This window comes from Actinospica acidithermotolerans (assembly GCF_018139625.1).
Taxonomy (GTDB): domain Bacteria; phylum Actinomycetota; class Actinomycetes; order Streptomycetales; family Catenulisporaceae; genus Actinospica; species Actinospica acidithermotolerans.
In genome coordinates this window covers 30,390-54,956 of sequence record NZ_JAGSOH010000013.1, presented here as the reverse complement: position 1 = coordinate 54,956, position 24,567 = coordinate 30,390, and the positions used below count along the sequence as shown (strand labels likewise).

Below are 24,567 nucleotides of genomic sequence, written 5' to 3'. Positions count from 1 at the left end.
CAGTGTCATGTGCGCGGACCTCCATCGCCGCCATCACGCGGCCTGGGGATCCACGGCACGCGGCCGCGGTACTCGTCCGCGACCATGCGCGCGTAGTCGGGGCGCTCTGCACGAGCGGTGGAGGCGCGGTCCGCTTCGAGGTTCGAATAACGTCCGCGGCCGAATTCCGCCTCCAGCAGGTCGAGGCCCGGCCACTCGCGGGTGCGGCCGGTCTGGTCGAAGCTGAGTGCCAGCGCCGCCTGGATGGGGCCGTTGGCATTGCGGCGTCGCAGTACGGCGACGGAGTCGAGCCTGCGGCGGCCGTCCTGGTCGCGCACGAGGTGCAGCACCACCCGGACCGCGGAGGCGGCTTGGCTGTGCACGGCCTCCCGGGAGACGCCGGCGAGCAGGCCGAGCGCCTCGATCCGCGCGGGTACGTCCTGCGGGCGGTTGGCGTGCATCGTCCCGCAGCCGCCTTCATGGCCCGAGTTCAGCGCCGTGAAGAGGTCGATGATCTCGCCACCGCGCGCCTCGCCGAGGATGATCCGGCTCGGGCGCATGCGCAGCGCCTGCCGGACGAGTTCGCGGATCGTGACGCGGCCGCGGCCCTCCTGATTCGGCGGCCGGGACTCGAGGCGGACGACGTGCGGGTGGTCCGGGACGAGTTCGGCGCAGTCCTCGACCAGTACCAGGCGCTCGCCGGGATCGGCGAGGGAGAGCATCGCGGACAGCAGCGTCGTCTTTCCGGTGCCGGCTCCGCCCGTGACGAGGAACGCCACCCGGCGCTGGACGATCTCGTTCAGCAGGCCCACCGCGTCCTTCGCCAGGGTGCCGAGGGCATTGAGCTCTACGAGGGTGTACGCCTGGCGGCGCGGGACACGGAGGCTGATCAGCGTGCCCTCGACGGCCAGCGGGGGCAGGATCGCGTGCAGGCGCGTGCCGTCCGGAAGGCGGGCGTCGACGTAGGGGCTGGCGTCGTCGATGCGGCGGCCGGCGCGGATCGCCAGCCGCTGCGCGTAGGCGCGCGCCGACTCCTCGTCCGGGAAGGTGTTCTCGACCTGCTCCAGCCTCCCGGCGCGTTCCACCCACATCGCCGACGAACCATTGATCAGTACGTCGGTCACAGCCGGGTCGTGCAGGTATGCGGCGACCGGGTCGTTGCCGAGGAACTCCTCGCAGATCACCTGGGAAAGCGCCTCGATGCCCTTCGGGCCGAGCAGGCAGCGCTCCTCGGTCAGCGCCGCGGCGACGAGCACGGGGTCCGGGCTGAGGCTGCCGGCGGCGAGGCGGTCCTTCATCTCCCGGATCAGGCCGCCGTGCGGATCGGACTGGTTCGCACTCATGCGGCGGCCACCACCCCGAAGAGTGAGTCCACGAAACGGCCGCAGAAGCGGTCGAGCGACGCGCGCTGGAGCCGAGACCGATCGCGGCCCGCCTTGAGCACCCCACTGAGCGGCAGCCGGAGGTATTCGGCGAGGCGGGACGGGTTGAGCAGGTCGCGGCAGGGCAGCCGGGCGACGAGGCCAGGCCGCGGCCCGTCCGACCCGAGCTGCTCCAGCAAGCGGCGCGCCGAGACGAGGGCGCGCTCGGCGACCGGCGTGATGAGCAGCGAGTGCGTGGCGTACGCGGCGGCGAGCCTGGTCGATTCGGCGAGATACCGCGGCAGGTCGACCACCAGCAGTTCGGCCTCCGCGGCCATCGTGCCCAGCGCGCGCGCCATCGACTCGGCCGGGATGGGTCTGCCGTCCGGCCGCGCGCAGCTGAGCAGGGAGAGGCCGGTGCCCTCCGCGGCCGCCTCGGAGCGATGTCGGCCGCCGGTCAGGTCGTCGGCCAGGATGGTCTCGAGACCGCCGCCGAGCGGATCGCCGTCGACGAGGACGACCTCGCGGCCGCTGTGCAGGGCGCTGCGGGCGAGCCCGGCGGCGAGGGTGGACGCGCCGGCACCGCCGCAGCCGCCGAACACGGCGACGCAGGGTGCTGAGGTCGGGCGGAGCGGGCTGGGCGGCATGGTGTCTATTCCCTTGTTCGACGGCGGGACGGACGCGTCGTGCATCCGTGGGATCACCATCGGTCACCGGGATCAAGGAGGGCCAGCCCACCTGCGGAATCTGTGGACAAGGCCGTCCTCAGCCTGTGGATAGCCGCAAGAACACGCGGGATGAAGGCGCCCCTGAGCCCGCCGATGGGCCAAATCTTCCCGTCATCGAACGCCGAAGCTGAGGGTGAAACCAGCCGAAGCTGAGGGGTGAAAACAGCCGAAGCTGAGGGGTGAAAACAGCCGAAGCCGAAGGGTGAAAAACAGAACGGCCGCCTGCACCGGAGGAGTACTCGGGGTGCTGGGTCGGCCGGGGAAAAGGACGACCCCCGCCGGGGGGGAGAGCGGGGGTCGTCACCCTGGCGCGGCTCGGGGGGGAGGAGCCGGGCCAAGGCTGCACGGTCGCGAACGATCCGTGACTTCCATGGTGTACCCGAAGCGCGCTAAAGGCAAACTGGCGCGCCCCCGGCTACTCTGAACGGCTGAGTATGCGTCAATGACCTGCGCAAACGCCCAGCGTAGCGGCGTGGCGACCGAACCACTCCCGGGGCGCGGCGACGGCGTCGCGGGGGGTGTGCGCCGATCCGGCCGAGCGGCCGAGCACGTATGCTTCCCTCATGCGCACGGCGGCGTTCTTCGACCTCGACAAGACCATCATCGCGAAGTCCTCGACCCTGGCCTTCGGCCGCTCCTTCTACCAGGGCGGCCTGATCAACCGGCGGGCGGTGCTCAAGACCGCCTACGCCCAGTTCGTCTACCTGGCCGGCGGCGCGGACCACGACCAGATGGAGCGCATGCGGCAGTATCTGTCCGACATGTGCACCGGCTGGGACGTCGGGCAGGTGCGCGAGATCGTCGCCGAGACCCTGCACGACCTGATCGACCCGCTGATCTACCAGGAGGCGGCCGATCTGATCGCCCAGCACAAGCAGGCGGGCCGGGACGTGATCATCGTGTCCTCCTCCGGCGCCGAGGTGGTCGAGCCGATCGGCGAGATGGTCGGCGCCGATCGGGTGATCGCCACTCGGATGGTCGAGGAGGAAGGCCGCTACACGGGTGAGATCGCCTTCTACGCGTACGCCGAGAACAAGGCCGCGGCGATCAAGGAGCTCGCCGAGGCCGAAGGCTACGACCTGGGCGAGAGCTACGCGTACAGCGACTCGGCGACGGACCTGCCGATGCTCGAGGCCGTCGGCCACGCCTACGCGGTGAACCCGGACCGGGCGCTGCGCAAGGAGGCCGGCACCCGCGAGTGGCCGGTGCTGGTGTTCACCAACCCGGTGTCGCTGCGAGCGAAGATGGCCAACATCCAACTGCCGCCGAAGCCGGTCCTCGCGGCCACCGCGGTCGGCGTCGGAACGGCCGCCGCAGCGGGCATCGTCTGGTACGCGCGCCGGAAGAAGTCGGGCGACGCCTAGGCCGTGTCTTCAAACTATCGCCGGGTCCGCGACGCCTGCCACGCACGCTCGCGGCGTTGCAGGGGCGGTTGCAGACGACCGAGTATGCGCCCGCCCCTGCGCCTTGCGAGCGCACGCGTCAGACGCCGCGGCCTGATCCGACGCAAGTTTGAAGACACGGCCTAGCAGCTGACGGCAGCTCGGAGCTCGGAACGGTTCCGCAGCGCAAAGGTGACGGCACCTCGGGCTGCGCCCGAAGTGCCGTCGGGAGCGGGAATCCGGGTTAGCAGCGTGCACCGTTTCTTTCGCCTGTTCCAGGCCACCACCCGGTCTCGCTCCGCCCGGGTCTCGGTGGTCCGGCGGCGGGCCCTGACGAGGGTCGGTCGCGCGTGGGTTCCCGAATTTCCGTCTTTCGGTCCGTGGGGCCGGTCGACTCCTACTCCTTAGTCTCTGGATATCCCTGGTATCCACTGGAATCGGTCTCGCGGGCCGTACTTCCTTTCTAGGCCCGAACCGCCATCTTGGAAAGCCGGGCGCCGCCCTTGCACCGAGATCTTCACCCGAATGGCGGACAAACCCTATCAAACCCGCAGGTCAGCCGCGTACCAGCGCTTCGCACACCGCGAGCGAGTCCTGCGCGCCGAGGACGAGGGCCTCGCTGCAGTGCGCGATCCAGGCCGCGATTCCGGCCGCCGTGCCCTGCGCGTACGAGGCCAGAGCGGTGCGGTACGCGTCGTTGCCGAGCTCGACTAATCCGACCTCTGGGGCGGCCAGCGAGTTCGGGTCGAGACCGCGGTCGACCAGCAGCAGGCGGAAGACGGCGCGCGCGACGAGCCCGTCGCCCCAGCCGAAGGGCGTGGTGGCCAGCAGCTCGGCGTGTGCGATCGCCGCGACGACCAACGCGGGCGCCTTGCTCGGTGCGGCCAGCACGCCGGTGAGCGCGCTCAGCCGGGCGGCCGCCTGCTCGGCGTCCACCTTCTCGGCAAGCCTTCCGGGCTCGACCTCGACCGACTCGCCGGGCAGCCGGGGACGGCCGATCCGGTCGGCGTCGGCGGCGCCCGCGGCGGCCAGCAGGTGCATCCGGGTCAGCGCCTGGGCCGGCGCCTGACGGAGGATCGGCAGCAGCTCGGACAGCTCGCCGGAGATGCGCAGCGCGCCGCGGACGACGGCCGAGCCCTCCTCGTCGCCCAGGTCGGTGCGCCGGCGCAGCTCCTCCAGCGGCCAGTCCGCGCCGGCCAGCGCTGCCGACGCCCGGGCGCCGCGCAGCGCCGACTCGGCCGTCACCTGCGCGCTGCGGCTTCGCAGCACCTTGTGACCGCGCAGCCGGTCCACGGCGGTCCTGGCGCTGTCCACAGCCTGGGCGACGCCGGGAAGCTCGGCGACGGCGGCGAGGGGGTCGGCTTGCAGCTGTTGGCTCATGGGGCGATCGTAACGGCGGCTGGGCGCCGGCCTGGCGGACGGGTCGGCGATTCGAGGGACCCCGTCTTCCGCCGGAGAACGGACTGCCGTACCGTCACAGATGTGGACTCAGTGACCACGTCCATCGCCGTAGCCGGAGTCCTGGCCATTCCGGTGGGCGCCGCCATGCGCGCGGCGCGGCGCCACCACGTCTACGGCACGGCGACCGAGCGCGCGGCCTACGAGGCGATGCACACCGTCTCGCTCGCCGCCCCGGCCCTGCGCGAGGGCCTGTCCGCCGATTCGGCCCGCAAGGCGGCCCGCCATCTGCGCCGCCTCCTCGACACCACCGCCGTCGCGATCACCGATACGAACGAGTTGCTCGCCTGGGAGGGCAGCGGGCACCGGCACGAGATCGACGCCTTCACGCATGCGAAGGAGGTCATCGCGACCGGCAGGGTCAAACTCCTCGACTGGATCGAGTGCGGCAGCGAGGACTGCACCGTGCGCGACGCGGTGATCGCGCCGCTCGTCGTCGAGGGCGAGACCGTCGGCACACTCGCCGCGTACAACACCGCCGCCTCCGTCGCGCTGACCAGGGCCGTCTGCGAGGTCGCGCGCTGGGTCTCCTCGCAGCTCGAACTCGCGCAGCTCGATCTGTCGAGGGCCCGGGCGATGGAGGCCGAGATCAAGGCCCTGCGGGCGCAGATCTCCCCGCACTTCATCTACAACTCGCTCACGGCCATCGCCTCGTTCGTGCGCACCGATCCCGGCCGCGCGCGCGATCTGCTGCTGGAGTTCGCGGACTTCACCCGCTACTCGTTCCGCCGCGGCGGCTCGATGACGACCGTCGCCGAGGAGCTGCGCTGCATCGACTGCTACTTCGAGCTCGAGCAGGCCCGGTTCGGCGACCAGCTCGAACTCGCCGTCCGGGTCGCTCCGGAGATCCTCGCCGTGGAAATCCCCTTCCTGTGCCTGCAGCCGCTCGTGGAGAATGCGGTCAGGCACGGGCTGCGCGGGCGTGGCGGGCAGGGTACCGTGACGATCACCGCGGAGTGCCGCGGCGCCGGCGGGATCGACGAGCACTACGCCATCGTCATCCGCGACGACGGCGTGGGCATGGACGAGGAGACGATCCACAGCTCCCTGGACGGGACCGGATCCAACGAGGCGCACGCGCTGTCCAACATCAACGAGCGGCTGCGCGCGGCCTTCGGCGCCGGGTACGGCCTGGAGCTCGCCTCGTCCCCGGAGACCGGGACCAGCGTCACGGTCCGCATTCCGCGGTAGCGAAGGCGCAGACGGGACCGAGTGATCGAGGAGCGGCACGGTGGCTGAGCAGGACGGATTGTCCGTGCTGGCGGTGGACGACGAGAAGCCGGCCCTGGAGGAGCTGGCTTACCTGCTCGGAGCCGACTCCCGGATCTCAAACATCCGCACGGCGAACGGCGCGGCCGAGGCGCTGCGCGCGCTCTCCGAGCCGGGCCGCATCGACGCCGTCTTCCTTGACATCCGGATGCCCGGGGTCACCGGTCTCGACCTGGCCGGAACGCTGGCCCGGCGCAAGGACAGCCCGCATGTCGTGTTCGTCACCGCGCACGAGGATTTCGCGGTCAACGCCTTCGACCTGCACGCCGTGGACTACGTGCTCAAGCCGGTGCGCCAGGACCGGCTCGCCGAGGCCGTGCGCCGGGTCGAGGAGCGGCGCACCGCGCGGGCCAAGGGCGGCAGCGCGCCGGAGGACGAGGTCGTGCCGGTGGAGCTCGCCGGCGTCACGCGCTTCCTGCTGCGCTCCCAGATCCGCTATGTGGAGGCGCACGGCGACTACGCCAGGCTGCACACGGCCAACGGCTCCCACCTGGTGCGCATCTCGTTGGCCACGCTCGAGGAGCGTTGGACCGAGCACGGTTTCGCCCGGATCCACCGCTCCTACCTGGTCGCCCTCGGCCACATCTCCGAGGTGCGCTGGGACGCCGGGCACACCACCGTCACCGTCGGCGGGAAAGTGCTCGCGGTCAGCCGCCGACACGCCCGTGAACTGCGTGAACGCCTGGTAAACCTGCCTGGTCAGCGCGGTTGACGCAACTGCCGTTCGGCGCGCTCCGATGACCGCTAGGCGCACAGGTACCAAGGATCATCTGCACGAATACGACGAGTGGGCACAGCTCGGTCAGAACCCTACGATGGAGAAGGGATCTCGGCCGCATCATGACACTCAACACCCCCGATACGCCCGGCACCACCGTCGCCGACCCGGCGCCGCTGGGGCTGCTCGGCTTCGGCTTCACCACGCTCATGCTCTCCTTCGTGAACGCCGGCGTGTTCAAGGTGGCGGAGGGCGCGTCCCTCGTGCTGTCGCTGGCGCTCTTCTACGGCGGCGGCGCGCAGTTGCTCGCCGGCATGTGGGAGTTCCGTCGCGGCAACACGCTTGGCTCGACGGCGTTCACCACGTACGGCGCGTTCTGGCTGATCATCTGGTACTGGTTCACACACTACGTCGGGGCCGGTGCAGGAGGCACGAGCAACGCGGTGGGCTGGTTCTTCCTCGGCTGGGCGATCGTTACCGCGATCTTCACCCTGGCCGCACTGCGGACCACCCACGCTCTGCTCGCCGTGCTGTTCTTCCTGACGCTCACCTTCCTGTTCCTCGCGTTCGGCCAGTGGCAGGCCAAGGGCCTGTACAACCCGCTCAACGACCCCGGCCTGACGAAGGTCGGCGGCTGGCTGGGCGTGGTGACCGGGCTGCTCGCCTGGTACACGGCGGCGGCGCACGTCGTGAACTTCACACACAAGCGGGAAGTGCTGCCGATGAACGTGAAGCGGTGACCCGCCGGGCACCGTGATCGATGATCGTGATCCAACCGCGCCGCGGCCCCGAACCCGGGGCCGCGGCCGGCTGATATGGTCTAGACCAAATTTCCGGCGCAGACCCTTGCATTAGCCCCTTCGGACTGCTGTGCTTGGGCCCTGAGAGGGTTTCCGCCCCCTCACACCGTGTAGGTGGCGCACCGAGGTCCTGAAGGAGAGTTCGAGCGTGTCCAACGAAGCGCTGTCAAACCTTTTGCACGAGGAGCGACGGTTCGCACCGCCGGCGGAGCTCGCCGCCGCGGCCAACGTGACCGCCGAAGCCTATGCCGCGGCCGAGGCCGACCGGCTGGCCTTCTGGGACGCACAGGCCAACCGCCTGGACTGGGCCGAGCCGTGGACGCAGACCCTCGACTGGTCCGACGCACCCTTCGCGAAGTGGTTCGTCGGCGGGAAGCTGAACGTCAGCTACAACTGCGTGGACCGGCACGTGGAGGCCGGGCACGGCGAGCAGGTCGCGATCCACTTCGAGGGCGAGCCGGGCGACTCGCGCTCGATCACGTACGCCGAGCTGCAGCGCGAGGTCTCCAAGGCCGCGAACGCACTGACCTCCCTGGGCATCACGGCCGGTGACCGGGTCGCGATCTACATGCCGATGATCCCGGAGACCGTCTTCGCGATGCTGGCCTGCGCCCGGATCGGCGCGCCGCACTCGGTGGTCTTCGCCGCCTTCGCCCCGGACGCGCTGCGCGCCCGGATCGACGACGCCGAGGCGAAGCTGCTGATCACCGTCGACGGCTACAACCGGCGCGGCGGGATCGCGAACCTCAAGCCGAACGCCGACGCGGGCGTCGAGGGAGCGGCCTCCATCCAGCACGTGCTCGTGGTCCGGCGCACCGGGCAGGAGGTGCCGTGGACCGCGGACCGCGACATCTGGTGGCACGACCTGGTGGACGCGCAGTCCGACCAGCACACGCCGGAGGCCTTCGACTCCGAGCACCCGCTGTTCATCCTCTACACCTCGGGCACGACCGGTAAGCCCAAGGGCATCCTGCACACCACCGGCGGGTACCTGACGCAGGTCTCCTACACGCACAACGCGGTGTTCGACCTGAAGCCGGACACCGACGTGTACTGGTGCACCGCGGACGTCGGCTGGGTCACCGGCCACTCGTACATCGTCTACGGGCCGCTCTCGAACCGCGTCACCCAGGTCCTGTACGAAGGCACCCCGGACACCCCGCACCAGGGCCGGTTCTGGGAGAACGTGCAGAAGTACAAGATCTCCATCCTCTACACCGCGCCGACCGCCATCCGCACGTTCATGAAGTGGGGCGACTCGATCCCGGCGAAGTTCGACCTGAGCTCGCTGCGGGTGCTCGGCTCGGTCGGCGAGCCGATCAACCCGGAGGCCTGGATGTGGTACCGGGAGAACATCGGCGGCGGCCGCTGCCCGATCGTGGACACCTGGTGGCAGACCGAGACCGGCGCGATCATGATCTCCCCGCTGCCCGGCGTGACCTCGACCAAGCCCGGCTCCGCGATGAACCCGCTGCCCGGCATCTCCGCGAACGTCGTGGAGAACGACGGGACCGTCGTGCCGAACGGCGGCGGCGGCTTCCTGGTGCTGGACAAGCCGTGGCCTTCGATGCTGCGCGGCATCTGGGGCGACCCGCAGCGCTACCGCGACACCTACTGGTCCCGCTTCGCCGAGCAGGGCTTCTACTTCGCGGGCGACGGCGCGAAGAAGGACGAGGACGGCGACCTCTGGCTGCTCGGCCGGGTGGACGACATCATGCTGGTCTCCGGTCACAACATCTCCACCACCGAGGTCGAGTCCGCGCTGGTCTCGCACCCGAAGGTGGCTGAGGCGGCGGTCGTCGGCGCGAAGGACGAGGTCACCGGCCAGCGGATCGTGGCGTTCGTGATCCTGCGCGGCGGCCACGCCGAGGGCGAGGGCCTGGACGACGAGCTCAAGGCGCACGTGTCCAAGGCGCTCGGCCCGATCGCCAAGCCGAAGCAGATCCAGTTCGTGCCCGAACTGCCGAAGACGCGCTCCGGCAAGATCATGCGGCGCCTGCTCAAGGACGTCGCCGAGGACCGCGCGGTCGGCGACACCACGACGCTCGCCGACTCGACGGTCATGGACCTGATCGCGTCCAAGCTGCCGCAGGCCGGCGAGGACTGATCCCGCGCCGACCGGGGTGCCCCGCCGCGTTCTGCGCGGCGGGGCATTCTGCGTCAGAAGCCGGTCGAGAGCCAGGGCTGGACGTCGGAGGCGAAGGCCGTGGAGGCGGCGCGCACTGATCCGATCGTGTGTTCGGTCACCTGGTTGGCGGCGGCGAGGGAGCGCAGCGTGACGCCGCCGAGGTAGATCGAGGCGAGTTCGCGCACGTCGATGGAGATGTCGGCGGTCGAGTCCGTGCGCGTGCATGTCGCGCCCTTCTCGTCGCCGACCAGCCGCCAGCGTCCCGCGTTCCACGGGCAGAACTCGTCGGTGACCTCGAATACAACGTCGATTGGCGTGGCATACGTGCGGGCGGCGAGGGCTCGGTCGACGTCGACGAGGCGGACATAGAGGCCATCGCGTAGGGCCGGTTCGCCGTAGCGCGAGGCTTCGAGCATCGCGAGCAGCGGGTCGTCGACGGCAAGGCCAGGGACGACGGTGGCGATCGTCAGGTCGATGTTGAGCAGCATGCGCCAGAGCGCGGCGTACGCGGCGGGGTCGACGGCGTATACGTCGTTGACCCGAACCTCCCCCTTCGCCGGGCCCAGCTCGTTCGTCCGGTACATCGCATAGCCGACCGTCACGCCCTCGCGCTCCGCCAGCACGAGACGCAGCTTGGACTGGCCGCCGCGAAGCTGGTCGAGGTCGTCGGTCTCGAAGTCGAACCAGAAGTCGGGGCGGTCGATCATGCCCGGGCGCGACGTGAGGCGGCGGGCGTAGGTCTCCCGGCAGGCCTCGAGGCCCGCCTTCGGGCTGACCAGCCGGAGCGTCACGTCGTCCACACCCTGGGGAAGCCTGAGCGTGTTGTGCTCGCGGGGCACTGTGAGGGTGACGGACTGCGTGGGACGGCCGTAGCCGAAGCGGCCGTAAATGCCGGGGTGACTGGCCGTCAGCCCGGCGAGCGGCTCGGCCTGACGGTCGTGCAGGTCGTGCAGCTGATGGCGCATCAGCTTCGTGAGGCCGCCGCGGCGGCGGTGCGTCGGCAGCACACTGACCCACGAGACTCCGGCGAGCGGAACCAGCCGGCCGTCGGGGACGCTCAGCCGCATCGTGAAGATTGTGGCGCCGCCGACCTGCTCCTCGTCGTCGAACAACCCGATGCTGCGCTCGACCTCGAGGAAGCGGCGCTGCCACGCGACGAGGTCGGGGCTGTAGGGCCCCTCGATGAACGCGATGTTGTCCACCTCGATGAAGCGGGTCATGTCGGCGACGGTGAGCGGGCGCACGGAGAGTTCACTGGCTGGCATGCGTATTGCCTAGCACGCCGCCGGTCCGTTCGCGACCGCATTTCTCCGGCACGCTCCGTACCGGTGTCGCTTCATCGATTTGTCGACAAGACGACTTAGCGATATCGCCCCGGGCGGCTGGCCACCCGCCCGGCCTAATTCCGGACTGCCGTGCCGGTCAGCCGGGTACGGTCGCACGCGCCACCCTCTCGTCGAGCACCCGCCAGGAGGTTCCCATGTCGGTCGAGACCGAGCAGACGCTCAGCGGGCTTGTGACCAGCGCGGCCCAGGACGTCTCCGCCCTGGTGCGCGGGGAGATCGCGCTGGCCAAGGCCGAGGTGCGGCAGGACGTCAAGCAGGCGGCGGCCGGCGGCGGGCTGTTCGGCGCGGCAGCCGTGCTCGGCGTGTTCGGCCTGATCATGCTGTGTTTCGCGGCCGCCTACGGGCTGCACGCGACCGGCCTCGGCCTCGCCTGGTGCTGGCTGATCGTGGCCGGGGCCTTCCTGCTCACGGCCGGGCTCTGCAGCCTGATCGGCGTGGCCAGGTTCAAGCGGATCAAGGGCGTGGAGGCGACGAAGCGCTCGACGACCGACACGATCACCGTGCTGCGCCGCGTGGACCTCTGAGGCGGCGCAGGCCCGCGCACCGGGCCCCTGTTCCTCGGTCGCTCTTAGTGTCGAGGGCACGGCCCGGACACCGGAATGTGCGATGCTGACGAGCATGGCATCAGATCTGACCCCGGTGTACGCGGACGGGCCGTGGACACACCGGGACGTCCCGGCGAACGGCGCGCGTTTCCACGTGGCCGAGCTCGGGGACGGGCCCCTGGCGCTGTTCCTGCACGGCTTCCCGCAGTTCTGGTGGACCTGGCGGGAGCAGCTGACCGCCTTCGCGGACGCCGGGTACCGCGCCGTCGCCATGGACCTGCGCGGCATCGGGGGCAGCGACAAGCCGCCGCGCGGCTACGACCCGCTCACCGCGACCATGGACGTCACCGGCGTGATCCGGGCCCTGGGCGAGTCCAACGCGGTGCTGGTCGGGCACGGCCTGGGCGCGGGCCTGGCCTGGACCGCCGCCACGATGCGGCCCAAGCTGGTGCGCCGGCTGGTCATCGTCGGCGCCGCGCATCCGCGGCAGTTCCGCACCGCGCTGCTGACCAGTCCCTCGCAGATCGCGGCGAGCAAGCACATCTTCGCGGCGCAGCGGCCGATCCAGGCCGAGCACGGCCTGACCAAGGACGACGGCGCGGCCGCGGTTCGGCTGCTGGAGTCCTGGAGCGGCCCCGACTGGCCGGACGCCGAGGCGGCGCGCCGCTACCGGGACGCCGTGCAGATCCCGGGCGTCGCGCACAGTTCGATGGAGTACTTCCGCTGGCAGGTCCGCTCGCTGATGCGCCCGGACGGGCTGCGCTACCACCAGCGGATGCGGACCCTGACGGAGGTGCCGACGCTGCACTTGCACGGTGCGCTCGACAAGGCCGTCCTGACCTCGACGGCGCGCGGCTCGGGCGGCTATGTGAACGCGCCGTACCGCTGGCGCCTGCTCGAAGGTCTCGGGCACTTCCCGCACGAGGAGGCGCCGAAGCTGTTCACGAACGAGGTGCTCGGCTGGCTGCATGACGAGGAGCCGGACCGCTAGCCGGTCCTCGCTCTCTCGCCGCGCCCGCTCCGCGCCCGGGCGGCCGGGTCAGTGCGGGTGCTTGATGGCCATGAAGACCAGCACGAACGCGCCGACCGCCATCACCGGGGTGAGGAACGCGGTCTCGAACTTGTTGCCGGTGCGCCGGATGATCGGGATCTCGAAGCGCTGCGGGACCGGCCAGAACAGCGGGCAGCCCTCCTTGGTCAGGCAGTCGCCGGCCAGGTGGATGAGCGTCCCGAGGCCCACGGAAACGGGCAGCCACACGGGGTTCGCGGGCAGGAACTCGTAGGACGCGGCGGTGCCCGCGGCCGAGACCATGACCACGACACCCCAGGACTCGATCCCCTTGCCGGACGGGCACAGGTGCAGTGCGCGCACAGCCAGCGAGAAGAGGATGTACATCATCGCGAGGACGAACCAGCGCCCCCAGTAATGCGCTCCGGCCCAGGTTCCGGCCGTGACGAGGGCGACGAAGAAGAACGAGTGCGTCGCGTGCCGGTGGCCGCCGGACACCTTCTCGACGAGGCGGCAGAACTGGTGCGAGACCGGGCCGAGGAAGTGCGCGATGGTCCCGTCGGGATGGTCGAGGTCAGGCAGCAGGGCGGCGCCGGCCGTGGTGAACGTGCCGAGCACTATGTCCGCGACGGTCAGCTGCTGATGGCTCAGCAGATCGGTCCACCAGGTGATCGGAGCGGCGGCCGCCGCCGCTCCCCACGCCAGGGCTCCGCTGGTCGAATGCGAGTGGCCGAGCACCTCGCGTCCCCCTCCATCTATGGAAATGTGACTCGTGAGCAGCAGCAGTTCTTATGGTTCGAAGGACGCTACACTGCACAGCCATCGGTGTCGACCGACGACGTGAGGTCAGCGCCCTGCTGGGCGTCCTGCGAGACCTGACTCGCAGTCAGTGCATACCCGGTCGTCGAGTCCTGTAGCGACTTCGCGAACACGACCCCGTACACATCGCCGCTCGGGCTCAGCAGCGGGCCGCCGGAATTGCCCTGCAGCACGGTCGAATACAGCGAGAAGATGTCGCGGGTGACGGTGTTCTGGTCGTAGATGTCCTGGCCCTGGGCGTCCATCTCCTGCCGGACGCGCGCCGCCACGGCGCTGAACGGACCGTCCTCCGGGAAACCCGCCACGACCGCGTCGTCGTCCGCCTTGGCGCTGGTGTCGAACTTCAGCGGGGTCGCCTCCAGGCCTGGCACGTAGAGAACGGCGATGTCCGTCTCGGCGTCGTAGAGCACGACCTTCGCGTGGTAGTACTGCCCGACTCCGCCGATCTGCACGGTCGGATCGGAGACGCCGCCGACCACGTGCGCGTTCGTCATGACGTGCTGCGGGCTGAAGACGAAGCCGGAGCCCTCGATCTGCTTGCCGCAGCTCGGCGCGTCACCGACGATCTTCACGATCGAGGACTCCGCGGTCCGCACGCCCGACTCGTTGAGCACCGCGGCGTCCGGCGCCGGCACGTTCGCGATCGTCTCCTGCGTGAACGGCCCGAAGACCTGCGGGAAGCCGCTTCGGCCGAGGGTCGCGGAGAAGCTGCGGAACCAGGAGGAGGAGTCCTTCGGCAGCACCTTCTGGATCCCGGCCAGTATCCGCGACTCGTGCACCTGCTCGACGACCAGCGGCATCGAGGAGCTGGAGAGCGCGAGGCCGAGGAACCACACGACCAGCAGCACCGAGATGATCGAGACCACCGCCCCGGCGCCCTGGTCGACGGCCTGGACCGGCCGCCAGGTCAACTCGCGGCGCAGCCGGCCGCCGGCCGTGGTCGCCAGGACCTGCCCGATCACCGCGAGGGCGAGCACGGCGCAGAGCGAGATGGTGGAGACCACCAGCGAGGACTGGAAGTGGCTCATCACCTGCGGGACCAGCCAGACGCCGACCAGCAGGCCGCCGACGAAGCCGACGAAGGACATCACGCCCACGACGAAGCCCTGCCGGTAGCCGGAGACGGCGAAGCCGATGCAGATCAGGATGATGATCAGATCAAGCAGGTCCACGGGTCCTCCGGAACTCGCGCACGTCGAGCGGATAGTCGATCACCTCGGCGGGCTCCCACGGCCGTTCCCAGCCGCCGAGCCGCAGTACCGCGTCGAGCACGCCCGCGGTGAAGCCCCAGACCAGCAGCTCGTCCACGACGAACGCCGGGCCGCGGTAGCCGGAGGGGTGCCTGAGCCGATAGCGGTTGGCCGGGTCGACCAGTGCGGACACCGGCACGCGGTGCACCGCCGCCACCTCGTCCGGACTGGTCACCGCGGCGTCGCCGGGGGTGTGCCACCAGGCGAGCACCGGCGTGACCAGGAAGTCGCTCGGCGGCAGGTAGAGCTCGGGCAGCTCGCCGAAGACGCGCACACTCTTCGGGTCCACGCCGGCCTCCTCGCGCGCCTCGCGCAGCGCGGCGCGGATCGGGCCCTCGTCCTCCGAGCAGCCCTCGGCGAGCGGATCGATCCGGCCGCCGGGGAAGGCCGCCTGGCCCGCGTGCGAGCGCAGCGTCGCCGAGCGCTCGGTGATCAGCACGTCCGGCCCGTACGGCAACGAGTCGGCGAACAGGATGAGCACGGCCGAGGGGTTAGCCGCCCCGCCGAGCGAGGCGGGGCGGCGCAGCGGCGGCCGGCCGAGATAGTGGTCGCCGGGGCTGATCCCGGCGACCGCCTCGGCCAGCGGGAGCAGCCAGCCGGGCAGATCGGAGAAGTCGGTGTCGATGACCGGGCTGCCGTCGAACGCGCCGTCGAAGTCCCCGCTGAACGGGTCAGGCCTCTCGTCGGTCACGAATGCCCCACCTCGGCCCTCGCCCGGCGCTCCGCCGCGACCTGCACCTTCTCCTCGGCCTGCCGCTTGCGCACCTCGGCGAGCGCGGCCGCCTCGCGGGCCGATGCGGGCCGGAGCAGCGCCTCGGCCTTCACCGGGTCGAGCTCGCCGATGCCGTGCGAGGGGCACAGGGCGGCGAGCGGGCAGGCGCCGCAGGCGGGGCGGCGGGAGTGGCAGACGCGGCGGCCGTGGAAGATCAGCCGGTGCGAGAGCATCGTCCAGTCGGACTTCGGGAACAGCTCGCCGATCGCGTGCTCGACCTTCACCGGGTCCTCCAGCTCGGTCCAGCCGAAGCGGCGCACCAGGCGTCCGAAATGCGTATCGACGGTCAGCCCGGGCACGCCGAAGGCATTCCCGAGGACGACGTTCGCGGTCTTGCGCCCGACGCCCGGCAGCGTGACAAGGTCCTCGAGCCTGCCGGGCACCTCGCCGCCGAAGCGGTCGCACAGCTCGCGGCCCAGGCCGAGGATCGAGGTCGCCTTGTTGCGGTAGAACCCGGTGGGCCGAATCAGCTCCTCGAGCTCGATCCGCTCGGCCGACGCGTAGTCCTCGGCGCTCTTATAGCGGGCGAACAAGGCCGGGGTGACCTGGTTGACCCGCACGTCGGTGCACTGCGCGGACAGGATGACGGCCACGATCAGCTCGAGCGGGTCGGCGAAGTCCAGCTCGCAGTGCGCGTCCGGATAGAGCTCGGCGAGCAGTCGGTTGATCTTCCGGGCGCGACGCACCAGGGCCACGCGGGACTCCGAACGTCCGTCCCGATTACGCACCGCCACGTCTCGCCTCGCCGACCCTTCCCGACCAACCCGCGCGTGTGGAGCCCCGACGCGCCCGAACACTTCGGGCAAGCCTACGGTCGCCCGGCCCGGCCGAGCGAACAACGGTCAGTCTAGGAAACGCGTCACGCCCGCGCGGGCGTTCCCGGCAGACGCGTCCGGATCGGGCTACCCGCCCGCCACTGTCCGAATAACGGTGCGCGAGCCGTTTTCGGGCGCTGTTCACGCCTAGGTTTCGCATCGTTTCGGTCTAGCAGATCAACCGACTAGGTGTTAGACGGTGTCGTAGGCCACACTGGTATGAGCAACGACATAACACATTGGAAGCCGACGTCGAGTGGTTCCAACACCGGCGATCGGCGACCTTAAGTGTCCGAAAGGACTGTTGGAGGGTTCGCCCGTGGACGACGTGCTTCGCCGGAGCCCGCTGTTCGCCGCGCTCGACGAGGAGGCCTCGGCCTCGCTACTCAAGTCGATGACGGAGATCGTGTTGACCCGTGGGGACACGCTGTTCCACGAGGGCGACCCGGGCGACCAGCTGTATGTGGTCGTCGAGGGCAAGATCAAGCTGGGCCGCACCTCCGGCGACGGCCGGGAGAACCTCACCGCGGTGATGGGCCCGGGCGAGATGTTCGGCGAGCTCTCCCTGTTCGACCCGGGACCGCGCACCTCCACCGCCACCGCGCTGACCGGCACCAAGCTGCTCGCCCTCGGCCACGCCGAGCTGCAGCCCTGGCTCTCGGCCCGCCCCGAGGTGGCCCGCGCGCTGCTCAAGGCGATGGCACGGCGGCTGCGCCGGACCAATGAGACCCTTGCCGACCTGGTCTTCTCCGATGTCCCCGGGCGTGTCGCCAAGGCCCTGCTCGACCTGTCCACCCGCTTCGGCCAGCCGGCCGGCGAGGACCAGGAGGGCATCAAGGTCTCGCACGACCTGACCCAGGAGGAGCTGGCCCAGCTGGTCGGCGCCTCGCGCGAGACGGTGAACAAGGCCCTCGCCGACTTCGCCCAGCGCGGCTGGATCAAGCTGGAGGCGCGGGCCGTCGTCCTGCTGGACACCGTCCGCCTCGCCCGGCGGGCCCGCTAACCGCGGCCCCCGCATTTTCATGCAGCGCTCCGCATGATGTTCCACGTGGAACACGTGGAACATCATGCGAACCTCAGCTGAAGCGCTTCGGGTCGAGGTAGTGCAGTTGCGCCCGCACCGAGAGCTCGGCGGCCGGCCAGACCGCGGGGTCCACCTCCGCGTACACCCGGCGGACGACCTCCTGCGCCGAGCTGTCGCCCGCGGCCAGGGCCGCCTCCACCTGGGCGAGCCGCTCCTTGCGATGCGCGATGTAGAACTCCAGCACGCCGAGCGCGTCCGCGACCACTGGTCCGTGGCCCGGCAGCACCGTGTCGAAATCGTGCCGGGCCGCGCCCTCGCGCAGCAGGTTGAGCGAGTCCAGATAGTCCTCGAGCGTGCCGTCCGGGTACGCGACCAGCGTCGTTCCGCGGCCGAGCACGGTGTCGCCGGTGAGGATCGCGCGGTCTGCGGACAGCAGGAACGAAAGGCTGTCGCCGGTGTGGCCGGGCGTGCCGACGACCCGGATCTCCAGACCATCGACGTCGACGACCTGCCCGGCCGCGAGACCCTCGTCGCCGAGGCGGTGCCTGGGGTCGAGTGCGCGGACCGGGGCGCCGGTGAGCTCGGCGAAGCGGACCGCTGATTCGGAGTGGTCCGCGTGGCCGTGCGTCAGCAGGATCTGCGCCACGTGCGCCCCCTGCTCCTGCACCGCCCTGAGGATCGCCGCGAGGTGCCCCTCGTGGAGCGGCCCCGGGTCCACCACCACCGCGGCGGTGGATCCGGGCTCACGCAGCACCCAGGTGTTCGTGCCCTCCAGCGTGAAGGGCGACGGATTGGGCGCCAAGACCAACGTCGAGCGCTGCGTCGTCAAGACCGCTTCCCCGCCACTACTCGACTTCGACCGTGATCTCGACCTCGACCGGCGAGTCGAGCGGCAGCACCGCCACGCCGACCGCGGAGCGCACGTGCACGCCCGCGTCGCCGAACACCGCGCCGAGCAGTTCGCTCGCGCCGTTGGCCACGCCCGGCTGAGCGGTGAAGGACGGGTCGGAGGCGACGAACGCCAGCACCTTGACCACGCGCCTGACCTTGGCCAGGTCGCCGATCTCGGCCTTGACCGCGGCGAGCGCGTTCAGCGCGCACAGGCCGGCCAGCTCCTTGGCCCGTTCGGCCGACACCTCGGCGCCGACCTTGCCCGTCGCCGGCAGCGTGCCGTCCACGAAGGGCAGCTGGCCGGACGTGTACACCAGCGAGCCGTTGCGCAGCGCGGGGACGTAGGCCCCGGCCGGCTTGGCCACGTCGGGAAGCTTGTGGCCCAGCTCGGCCAGCTTCTCCTCGGGGTCGGCTGCCATCAGGACGCCACCTCGCGCTTCATGTAGGCCACCAGGTTCTCCGGGTTCGGGCCCGGCACGACCTGCACCAGCTCCCAGCCGTCCTGGCCCCAGTTGTCCAGGATCTGCTTGGTGGCGTGCACCAGCAGCGGGACCGTCGCGTATTCGAACTTCTTCGCCATGCCGCCTACCGTAACGCCTCGCACGGCCGCGTCGCCTTCGGCGGGTCCGGGGCGCGGCCGTGGCCCCGGGGGTAGCGGCACTGACCCCGAGGCACGGGTTACGCTCGTTCGGTGACTACCGCAGACTCAGCAGCCGCCAAGGACTGGCCGGGGGTCCGCCTGCACGTGGTGACGGGCAAGGGCGGCACCGGCAAGACGACGGTGGCCGGCGCGCTCGCGCTGGCCCTGGCCGGCCGCGGCGCGAGCAGGCGCCGGGCCTCCGGCCCCGCGCGCACGCCGCGGGTGCTGCTGGTCGAGGTCGAGGGGCGGCAGGGCCTGGCACAGCTGTTCGACTCGCCGCCGCTGCCGTACGAGGAGCGGCGGGTCGCGACCGTGCCGGGCGGCGGCGAGGTGTGGGCGCTGGCGATAGACCCGGAGCAGGCGCTGCTCGAGTACCTGGACATGTTCTACAAGCTGGGCGCGGCGGCCAAGGCGCTCAAACGCTTCGGCGCGATCGACTTCGCCACCACGGTCGCCCCCGGCATCCGGGACGTGCTGCTGACCGGGAAGACCTGCGAGGCGGTGCGCCGCCGCGCGCGCGAGGAGGGGCGCACCTTCCACTACGACGCCGTCGTCATGGACGCGCCGCCGACCGGCCGGATCACCCGCTTCCTGAACGTCAACTCGGAGGTCTCCGGGCTGGCCAGGGTGGGGCCGATCCACAACCAGGCGGAGGCGGTGATGCGGGTGCTCACCAGCGCGCAGACCGCCGTGCACTTCGCGACGCTGCTGGAGGAGATGCCGGTGCAGGAGACGCTGGACGGGATCAAGGACCTGCGTGCGGCCGGCCTGCCGGTCGGCGGCATCATGGTCAACCAGGCGCGCGACGTCGTGCTGACGGACGCTCAGCTCAAGCGGGCGGCGACCGAGGGCGTGGACCGCGTGGAGCTCTCCGCCGGGCTGGCCGAGGTGAACCTCGACCGTCCGCCGATCGTGGACGCTCTCTCGGCGCTGGCCACCGAGCACGCCCAGCGGGTGCTGCTGGAGCTGGACCAGCGCGAGTCGCTGAGCGACTGCGACGCGCCGATCTACGAGCTGCCGCTGCTGAACGAGGGAGTGGATCGCGTGGGCCTGGACCGGTTGGCCACGTCGCTGCGTGACCAGGGGGCGGCGTGAACGCAGTGTCCCCCGATTTGGATCTCGACGCGCTGCTGGACGACCGGGAGACCCGGATCATCGTGTGCTGCGGCTCCGGCGGCGTCGGCAAGACGACCACGGCCGCCGCCTTCGCGCTGCGCGCCGCGGAGCGCGGCCGGGACGTCGTCGTGCTCACCATCGACCCGGCACGCCGGCTCGCGCAGTCGCTCGGACTGACCGAGCTGGACAACACCCCGCGCCCGGTCGAGGACATCGACACGTCGGCTGGCGGCCGGCTGCACGCGATGATGCTCGACATGAAGCGCACGTTCGACGACATCGTGGTCGAACACGCCGACAAGGGCCGCGCCGAGCAGATCCTGTCGAACCCCTTCTACCAGTCCCTCTCCGCGAGCTTCGCCGGCACGCAGGAGTACATGGCCATGGAGAAGCTGGGCCAGCTGCACGCGCGCGGCGAGTGGGACCTGATCGTGGTCGACACCCCGCCGAGCCGCTCCGCGCTGGACTTCCTGGACGCGCCCAACCGGCTCGGCTCCTTCCTGGACGGCCGCTTCATCAAGATCCTCACGGCTCCGGCGAAGGTCGGCGGCTTCGGCGCCTTCAAGCTGCTGACCAGTGGATTCAGCATGGTGACCGGCGCCCTGGGCAAGCTGCTCGGCTCGGGGCTGCTCGCGGACGTGCAGTCCTTCGTGAACGCCCTGGACACGATGTTCGGCGGCTTCCGGGAACGGGCCGAGGCCACCTACCGGCTGCTCCAGGCGAAGGGCACCTCCTTCGTCGTGGTCGCCGTTCCCGAGCAGGACGCGCTGCGGGAGGCCTCGTTCTTCGCCCGACGGCTGGCCGAGGAGAAGATGCCGCTGGCCGGGCTGGTGCTCAATCGGGTGCATCCGCGTCTGACGGATCTGACGGTGGAGCGCTCGCTGGCCGCGGCTGAGCAGTTGGATGTGCCGAACCCGACCTCGGCCCAGTCGCTGGCCGGGGGGCTGCTGCGGTTGCACGCCGAGCGCGTGGAGCTGAACCGGCGCGAGGCGCGGTACGCCGAGCGCTTCGCGGCGAGCCATCCCGGAATCGGAATGCTGCGGCTGCCCGCGCAGGCCGAGGACGTGCACGACCTCGACGGCCTTCGCGCGGTCACGGGGGCGGCTCAGTCGGCGGCCTGAGCGCTCCCTCGGGCGAGATGGCCCGGATGAAGCCCGCGGGTCTGCGCAAAGGCGGCGGACCTGCGGGAGAGGTGTGAGTGGGCAGGGGCTATCGATTCGGCGGTCGTGGTGATCCGTAGTTCCTGCTGACGTGGGGCGCGGCGGGCTCGCGGTACCCGCCGGCGCTCACGGCCGTTGCGGGCCTACGCGCTCAACCCGACCGCGACCTGGTTCTGCGGCTCGAAGCCGTCCACCAGATCCACCTCGGCGGCGACCTCCACCGCGACGTGCTCCCGCGGCGCCTCCGGCACCAGCAGCACGCCTCCGGTCCGCTCGAGGTAGGCATCGCGGGCCTCCTCGAGCACCTGGCGCCAGGAGCGCACCTCCGGACGCCTGCGCAGCAGCGCACGGCGCTCGCGCTCGGTCATCCCGCCCCAGACGCCGTACTCGACCCGATTGTCCAGGGCGTCGGCCAGGCATTCGGTGCGCACCGGACAGGTCGCGCACACGACCTTGGCCCGATTCTGCGCCGCTCCCTGCACGAACAGTTCGTCCGGGTCCATCCCCCGACACCCCGCAGCTATGGTCCAATCCTCAACCCAAGCCATTTCCGGTGCAGTCCTCTCCGCACTCGAGGCTCCCCACCGCGACCCTCACCCGCGTGACCGCCCCCGCGAGGTGAAGACACGGCATCCGCACTAGCCGCACACGCCGTTCTCCCTGCCGATCACCCGCCCTGACGGATGATCACGTACAGTGCGCCATCCGCGACTGTGCGTCGCGTTGTCGCTGCCCGGTACCGGGTAACCGGGGTCATCCGGTTTCCCTCAGTAAGCACGACAGTACGGAAAGCCTTCAATGGGCGACAGTCCCCAGACTGGTCAATCTCTGATGGCCCGTCCGGACTACTTCCCCTGTCGCAAGTGGGTCACAGTGAGGCCTGCTCCACCCCGCGGCCGCTCCGGGTCCGGTATGGAAAAGTACCCTGTGGTCCATGGCCAAGTCAGAAGGCGATTATTCCGGTTTGGGCGGTATAGGCCGTCTTGCCGCACATCTCGGCACCTTCGTGGTGATCAGCTCGCTCGCCGGGCTGCTGATCGCGGGCCTGGTGCTGCCGGTGTCGGCGACGGTGGGGCTCGCGGCGAAATCGGCCTCCGACAACTTCGAGAGCCTGCCGGACGACTTCCAGACGCCCACCCTGCCGCAGCGCAGCACGATCCTGGCGGCGGACGGGTCGGTCATCGCGACGACCTGGAGCGAGGACCTGCACGGCAACCGCGTCGTGGTCCCGTGGAGCCAGATATCCTCCGCGATGCCCGAGGCCATCGTCTCGATCGAGGACCAGCGCTTCTACCAGCACGGCGGCATCGACCTGAAGGGCACCTTGCGCGCCCTGGTCAACGACTCCTCCGGCGGCTCGCTGCAGGGCGGCTCGTCGATCGCCCAGCAGTACGTGAAGAACGTGCTCGAGGTCGAGGCCGGCGCCAACACCGCGGCCCAGCAGTCCGCCATCGCCGACACCCTCTCGCGCAAGATCACCGAGCTCAAGTACGCGATCGCCGTCGAGCAGCAGATGTCCAAGCAGGAACTGCTCGACCGCTACCTGAACATCGTCTACTTCGGCAACGACGCCTACGGGGTGGAGACGGCGGCCGAGCGCTACTTCTCGACCACCTCCGCGAAGCTGACCGTGACGCAGGCCGCCCTGCTGGCCGCGATCGTCAACAGCCCGACCATGTACGACCCCTTCCTGCACCCGAAGGAAGCCCTGGCGCGGCGCAACATCGTGATCGCCGACATGGCCTCGCCGTCCCTGCACTACATCACCGCCGCCCAGGCCGCCGCGTACGAGAAGATGCCGCTGGGCCTGAAGCCGACGACCCCCCAGGACGGCTGCATCACCGCCAAGGCCTCCGCGGCGTTCTTCTGCAACTACGTCTACGAGACGTTCATGCAGAGCTCCGCGTACGGAGCCACGACGGCCGCGCGCAAGGCCATGTGGAACGAGGGCGGCCTGACCATCACGACCACGCTGGACCCGAAGAACGAGACGTCGGCCGACTCGGCGATCGGCTCGCGGGTCTACGCCACCGACAAGGTCGGCTCGGCACTCGTCGAGGTCACACCGGGGACGGGCGCGATCGTCGCCATGGCCCAGTCCAAGCGGATGGGCTCGGGCAGCGGCGAGACGTACCTCAACCTGACCACGGACACGTCGCACAACGGGACCACCGGCTTCCAGGCCGGATCCTCGTTCAAGATCTTCGTCGGCCTGGCCGCGCTGGAACAGGGGATCAGTCCGAGCTCGCAGATCGACGCGCTGCATCAGATCGACGATACGAGTGTGAACTTCGCCTCCTGCCAGAACGGCGTGAACTCCACCGTGCCCTGGCAAGAGGGTTCGACGCCGTACACGCCGTCGAACGACGACAGCACCAACGGCCCGGTCGACATGATCTACGGCTTCGCGATGTCGGTGAACACCTACTTCCTGCGGTTGGAGGAGAAGACGGGTCTGTGCCAGCCGGCCACGATCGCGGCGTCGATGGGCGTGACCCAGGACAACGACTCAGGCAACGGCAAGGCGCTCCTGCAGATACCGTCGTTCACCCTGGGCACCAACAACATCACGCCGGTGGAGATGGCTGAGGCCTACGCGACGCTGGCCTCCGGTGGCACGTACTGCAAGCCGTACGCGATAACCGGCGTGACCGACTCCTCCGGCAAGCAGTACGCGGCGCAGAGCAAGCAGTGCACGAAGGTGCTCGACACCAACACGGTGAACGAGCTGACCTACATGCTCCAGGGCGTCGTGAAGTGGGGCACCGCGGCGGGCGCCGTGACGCTGGACGGCCGTGACGTGGCGGGCAAGACCGGCACCACCGACGGCGGCGTCGCGACCTGGTTCGACGGTTACACCCCGCAGCTCGCCACCGCCGTGTGGACCGGCTACATCAACTGGAACACGACGACGAAGATGGAGAACATCAAGATCGGTCCGAAGTACTTCAGCGGACAGGTCTTCGGCGCCTCGATCTCCGCGCCGATCTTCAACGACGCGATGACCGGAGCCCTCTCCGGCGTGGCGGCGGAGAGCTTCACCGCGCCGACCGGCTTCGACAACAGCGGCAGCTCGCAGAACCAGGGCACCGGCACCAGCACGACCGGCGGAGCCACCGGCGCGACGACGGGCGGGACCACCGGCGGGACCACGAACGGCAACGGGAACCAGAACGGCAACGGCGGCAGCACCGGGCTGTTCGGCGGGATCTTCTAGCCGGACGGCGGAGGCGGAGCGAGGCGGCCGAAGCGGGGCGGGGCGCGGCTGAAGCGGCCGAAGAGGCGTGGGGCCGGACGGATCACCGTCCGGGCCCCACTCCGTTCCTCGTCCTCAACCGGCGACGCCGCCCAAAAACC

22 protein-coding genes and 1 pseudogene are annotated in these 24,567 nt (G+C 70.3%); 11 read left to right on the top strand and 12 right to left on the bottom strand.

The genetic code is table 11. The features are described from left to right. Window positions 1-5 precede the first annotated feature (5 nt). Together KDK95_RS07530 and KDK95_RS07525 are read right to left on the bottom strand one after the other, a co-directional pair. Window positions 6-1,322, bottom strand: a complete 1,317-nt coding sequence (locus tag KDK95_RS07530) for a TadA family conjugal transfer-associated ATPase (RefSeq protein ID WP_212517302.1) — start codon at window positions 1,320-1,322, stop codon at window positions 6-8. Further along, window positions 1,319-2,032, bottom strand: a complete 714-nt coding sequence (locus KDK95_RS07525; RefSeq protein ID WP_212517301.1) for a CpaE-like family protein — start codon at window positions 2,030-2,032, stop codon at window positions 1,319-1,321. Before KDK95_RS07525 ends, KDK95_RS07530 begins: the two co-directional genes overlap by 4 nt. Window positions 2,033-2,631: 599 nt before the next feature. Between KDK95_RS07525 and KDK95_RS07520 the strand changes: the two genes are divergently transcribed. After that, on the top strand, window positions 2,632-3,432 hold the full coding sequence (locus KDK95_RS07520) for an HAD family hydrolase (protein ID WP_212517300.1): 801 nt from the start codon (window positions 2,632-2,634) through the stop codon (window positions 3,430-3,432). A 573-nt stretch (window positions 3,433-4,005) separates the two neighbouring features. Here the strand turns inward: KDK95_RS07520 and KDK95_RS07515 are convergent. Continuing rightward, a complete protein-coding gene (locus tag KDK95_RS07515) occupies window positions 4,006-4,830 on the bottom strand; it encodes a Fic family protein (RefSeq protein WP_212517299.1) in 825 nt (274 codons plus the stop codon). 102 nt (window positions 4,831-4,932) lie between these two features. On the opposite strand from KDK95_RS07515, the gene KDK95_RS37375 reads away from it, so the two are divergent. The 4 genes from KDK95_RS37375 (at window position 4,933) to acs (ending at window position 9,802) form a co-directional block, all read left to right on the top strand. Then, window positions 4,933-6,099: a histidine kinase gene (locus KDK95_RS37375; protein ID WP_212517298.1), complete on the top strand. Its 1,167-nt coding sequence runs from the start codon at window positions 4,933-4,935 to the stop codon at window positions 6,097-6,099. Between the two features lie 40 nt (window positions 6,100-6,139). Beyond that, entirely contained in the window at window positions 6,140-6,889 is a 750-nt protein-coding gene (locus tag KDK95_RS07505; RefSeq protein ID WP_212517297.1) for a LytR/AlgR family response regulator transcription factor, read from the top strand. 128 nt (window positions 6,890-7,017) lie between these two features. Beyond that, window positions 7,018-7,635: an acetate uptake transporter gene (locus tag KDK95_RS07500; RefSeq protein ID WP_212517296.1), complete on the top strand. Its 618-nt coding sequence runs from the start codon at window positions 7,018-7,020 to the stop codon at window positions 7,633-7,635. A gap of 208 nt (window positions 7,636-7,843) precedes the next feature. Next, window positions 7,844-9,802 (top strand): acetate--CoA ligase, encoded by a 1,959-nt coding sequence (gene acs, locus KDK95_RS07495; protein WP_212517295.1) that lies wholly within the window; start codon window positions 7,844-7,846, stop codon window positions 9,800-9,802. Between the two features lie 53 nt (window positions 9,803-9,855). On the opposite strand, the gene KDK95_RS07490 is transcribed toward acs, so the two are convergent. Further along, window positions 9,856-11,088: a GNAT family N-acetyltransferase gene (locus KDK95_RS07490; protein ID WP_212517294.1), complete on the bottom strand. Its 1,233-nt coding sequence runs from the start codon at window positions 11,086-11,088 to the stop codon at window positions 9,856-9,858. Between the two features lie 215 nt (window positions 11,089-11,303). On the opposite strand from KDK95_RS07490, the gene KDK95_RS07485 reads away from it, so the two are divergent. Beyond that, window positions 11,304-11,693 (top strand): phage holin family protein, encoded by a 390-nt coding sequence (locus KDK95_RS07485; RefSeq protein ID WP_212517293.1) that lies wholly within the window; start codon window positions 11,304-11,306, stop codon window positions 11,691-11,693. A 94-nt stretch (window positions 11,694-11,787) separates the two neighbouring features. Next, window positions 11,788-12,705: an alpha/beta fold hydrolase gene (locus tag KDK95_RS07480; protein WP_212517292.1), complete on the top strand. Its 918-nt coding sequence runs from the start codon at window positions 11,788-11,790 to the stop codon at window positions 12,703-12,705. A 48-nt stretch (window positions 12,706-12,753) separates the two neighbouring features. Here the strand turns inward: KDK95_RS07480 and KDK95_RS07475 are convergent, their stop codons facing one another. The 4 genes from KDK95_RS07475 to nth all read right to left on the bottom strand — a co-directional run bounded on the left by KDK95_RS07475 (window position 12,754) and on the right by nth (window position 16,298). Further along, entirely contained in the window at window positions 12,754-13,461 is a 708-nt protein-coding gene (locus tag KDK95_RS07475; RefSeq protein WP_212517291.1) for a metal-dependent hydrolase, read from the bottom strand. 68 nt (window positions 13,462-13,529) lie between these two features. Continuing rightward, window positions 13,530-14,714: a MarP family serine protease gene (locus tag KDK95_RS07470; protein WP_212517290.1), complete on the bottom strand. Its 1,185-nt coding sequence runs from the start codon at window positions 14,712-14,714 to the stop codon at window positions 13,530-13,532. Further along, on the bottom strand, window positions 14,701-15,483 hold the full coding sequence (locus KDK95_RS07465; protein WP_212517289.1) for an NUDIX hydrolase: 783 nt from the start codon (window positions 15,481-15,483) through the stop codon (window positions 14,701-14,703). The genes KDK95_RS07470 and KDK95_RS07465 overlap by 14 nt, the downstream gene beginning before the upstream one ends. Beyond that, the gene (nth, locus tag KDK95_RS07460; protein ID WP_212517288.1) at window positions 15,480-16,298 is read right to left on the bottom strand and encodes an endonuclease III; all 819 of its coding nucleotides are present in this window, start codon (window positions 16,296-16,298) and stop codon (window positions 15,480-15,482) included. The genes KDK95_RS07465 and nth overlap by 4 nt, the downstream gene beginning before the upstream one ends. Window positions 16,299-16,698: 400 nt before the next feature. Between nth and KDK95_RS07455 the strand changes: the two genes are divergently transcribed. Continuing rightward, a complete protein-coding gene (locus KDK95_RS07455) occupies window positions 16,699-17,382 on the top strand; it encodes a Crp/Fnr family transcriptional regulator (RefSeq protein ID WP_212517287.1) in 684 nt (227 codons plus the stop codon). A 73-nt stretch (window positions 17,383-17,455) separates the two neighbouring features. Here the strand turns inward: KDK95_RS07455 and KDK95_RS07450 are convergent, their stop codons facing one another. The 3 genes from KDK95_RS07450 to sp36 are packed head-to-tail and all read right to left on the bottom strand — an operon-like array spanning window position 17,456 to window position 18,874. Next, complete coding sequence (locus KDK95_RS07450) at window positions 17,456-18,232, bottom strand: MBL fold metallo-hydrolase (RefSeq protein WP_212517286.1); 777 nt, start codon at window positions 18,230-18,232, stop codon at window positions 17,456-17,458. A gap of 16 nt (window positions 18,233-18,248) precedes the next feature. Further along, entirely contained in the window at window positions 18,249-18,713 is a 465-nt protein-coding gene (locus KDK95_RS07445; RefSeq protein WP_212517285.1) for a RidA family protein, read from the bottom strand. After that, window positions 18,713-18,874, bottom strand: coding sequence for a Sp36 family protein (gene sp36 / locus KDK95_RS07440; protein WP_212517284.1), 162 nt, complete (start codon window positions 18,872-18,874; stop codon window positions 18,713-18,715). Before sp36 ends, KDK95_RS07445 begins: the two co-directional genes overlap by 1 nt. Window positions 18,875-18,985: 111 nt before the next feature. Between sp36 and bagA the strand changes: the two genes are divergently transcribed. Both bagA and bagB read left to right on the top strand, forming a co-directional pair. Next, a complete protein-coding gene (gene bagA, locus KDK95_RS07435; protein WP_212517283.1) occupies window positions 18,986-20,029 on the top strand; it encodes an ATPase BagA in 1,044 nt (347 codons plus the stop codon). Continuing rightward, entirely contained in the window at window positions 20,026-21,171 is a 1,146-nt protein-coding gene (bagB, locus tag KDK95_RS07430) for an ArsA family ATPase (protein ID WP_212517282.1), read from the top strand. The genes bagA and bagB overlap by 4 nt, the downstream gene beginning before the upstream one ends. A gap of 182 nt (window positions 21,172-21,353) precedes the next feature. On the opposite strand, the pseudogene KDK95_RS36755 reads toward bagB, so the two are convergent. Next, window positions 21,354-21,843 (bottom strand): annotated as a pseudogene (locus KDK95_RS36755) (WhiB family transcriptional regulator). A gap of 301 nt (window positions 21,844-22,144) precedes the next feature. Here KDK95_RS36755 and KDK95_RS07420 point away from each other — a divergent pair. Beyond that, complete coding sequence (locus tag KDK95_RS07420; RefSeq protein WP_212517280.1) at window positions 22,145-24,427, top strand: transglycosylase domain-containing protein; 2,283 nt, start codon at window positions 22,145-22,147, stop codon at window positions 24,425-24,427. The last annotated feature ends 140 nt before the right edge of the window (window positions 24,428-24,567 follow it).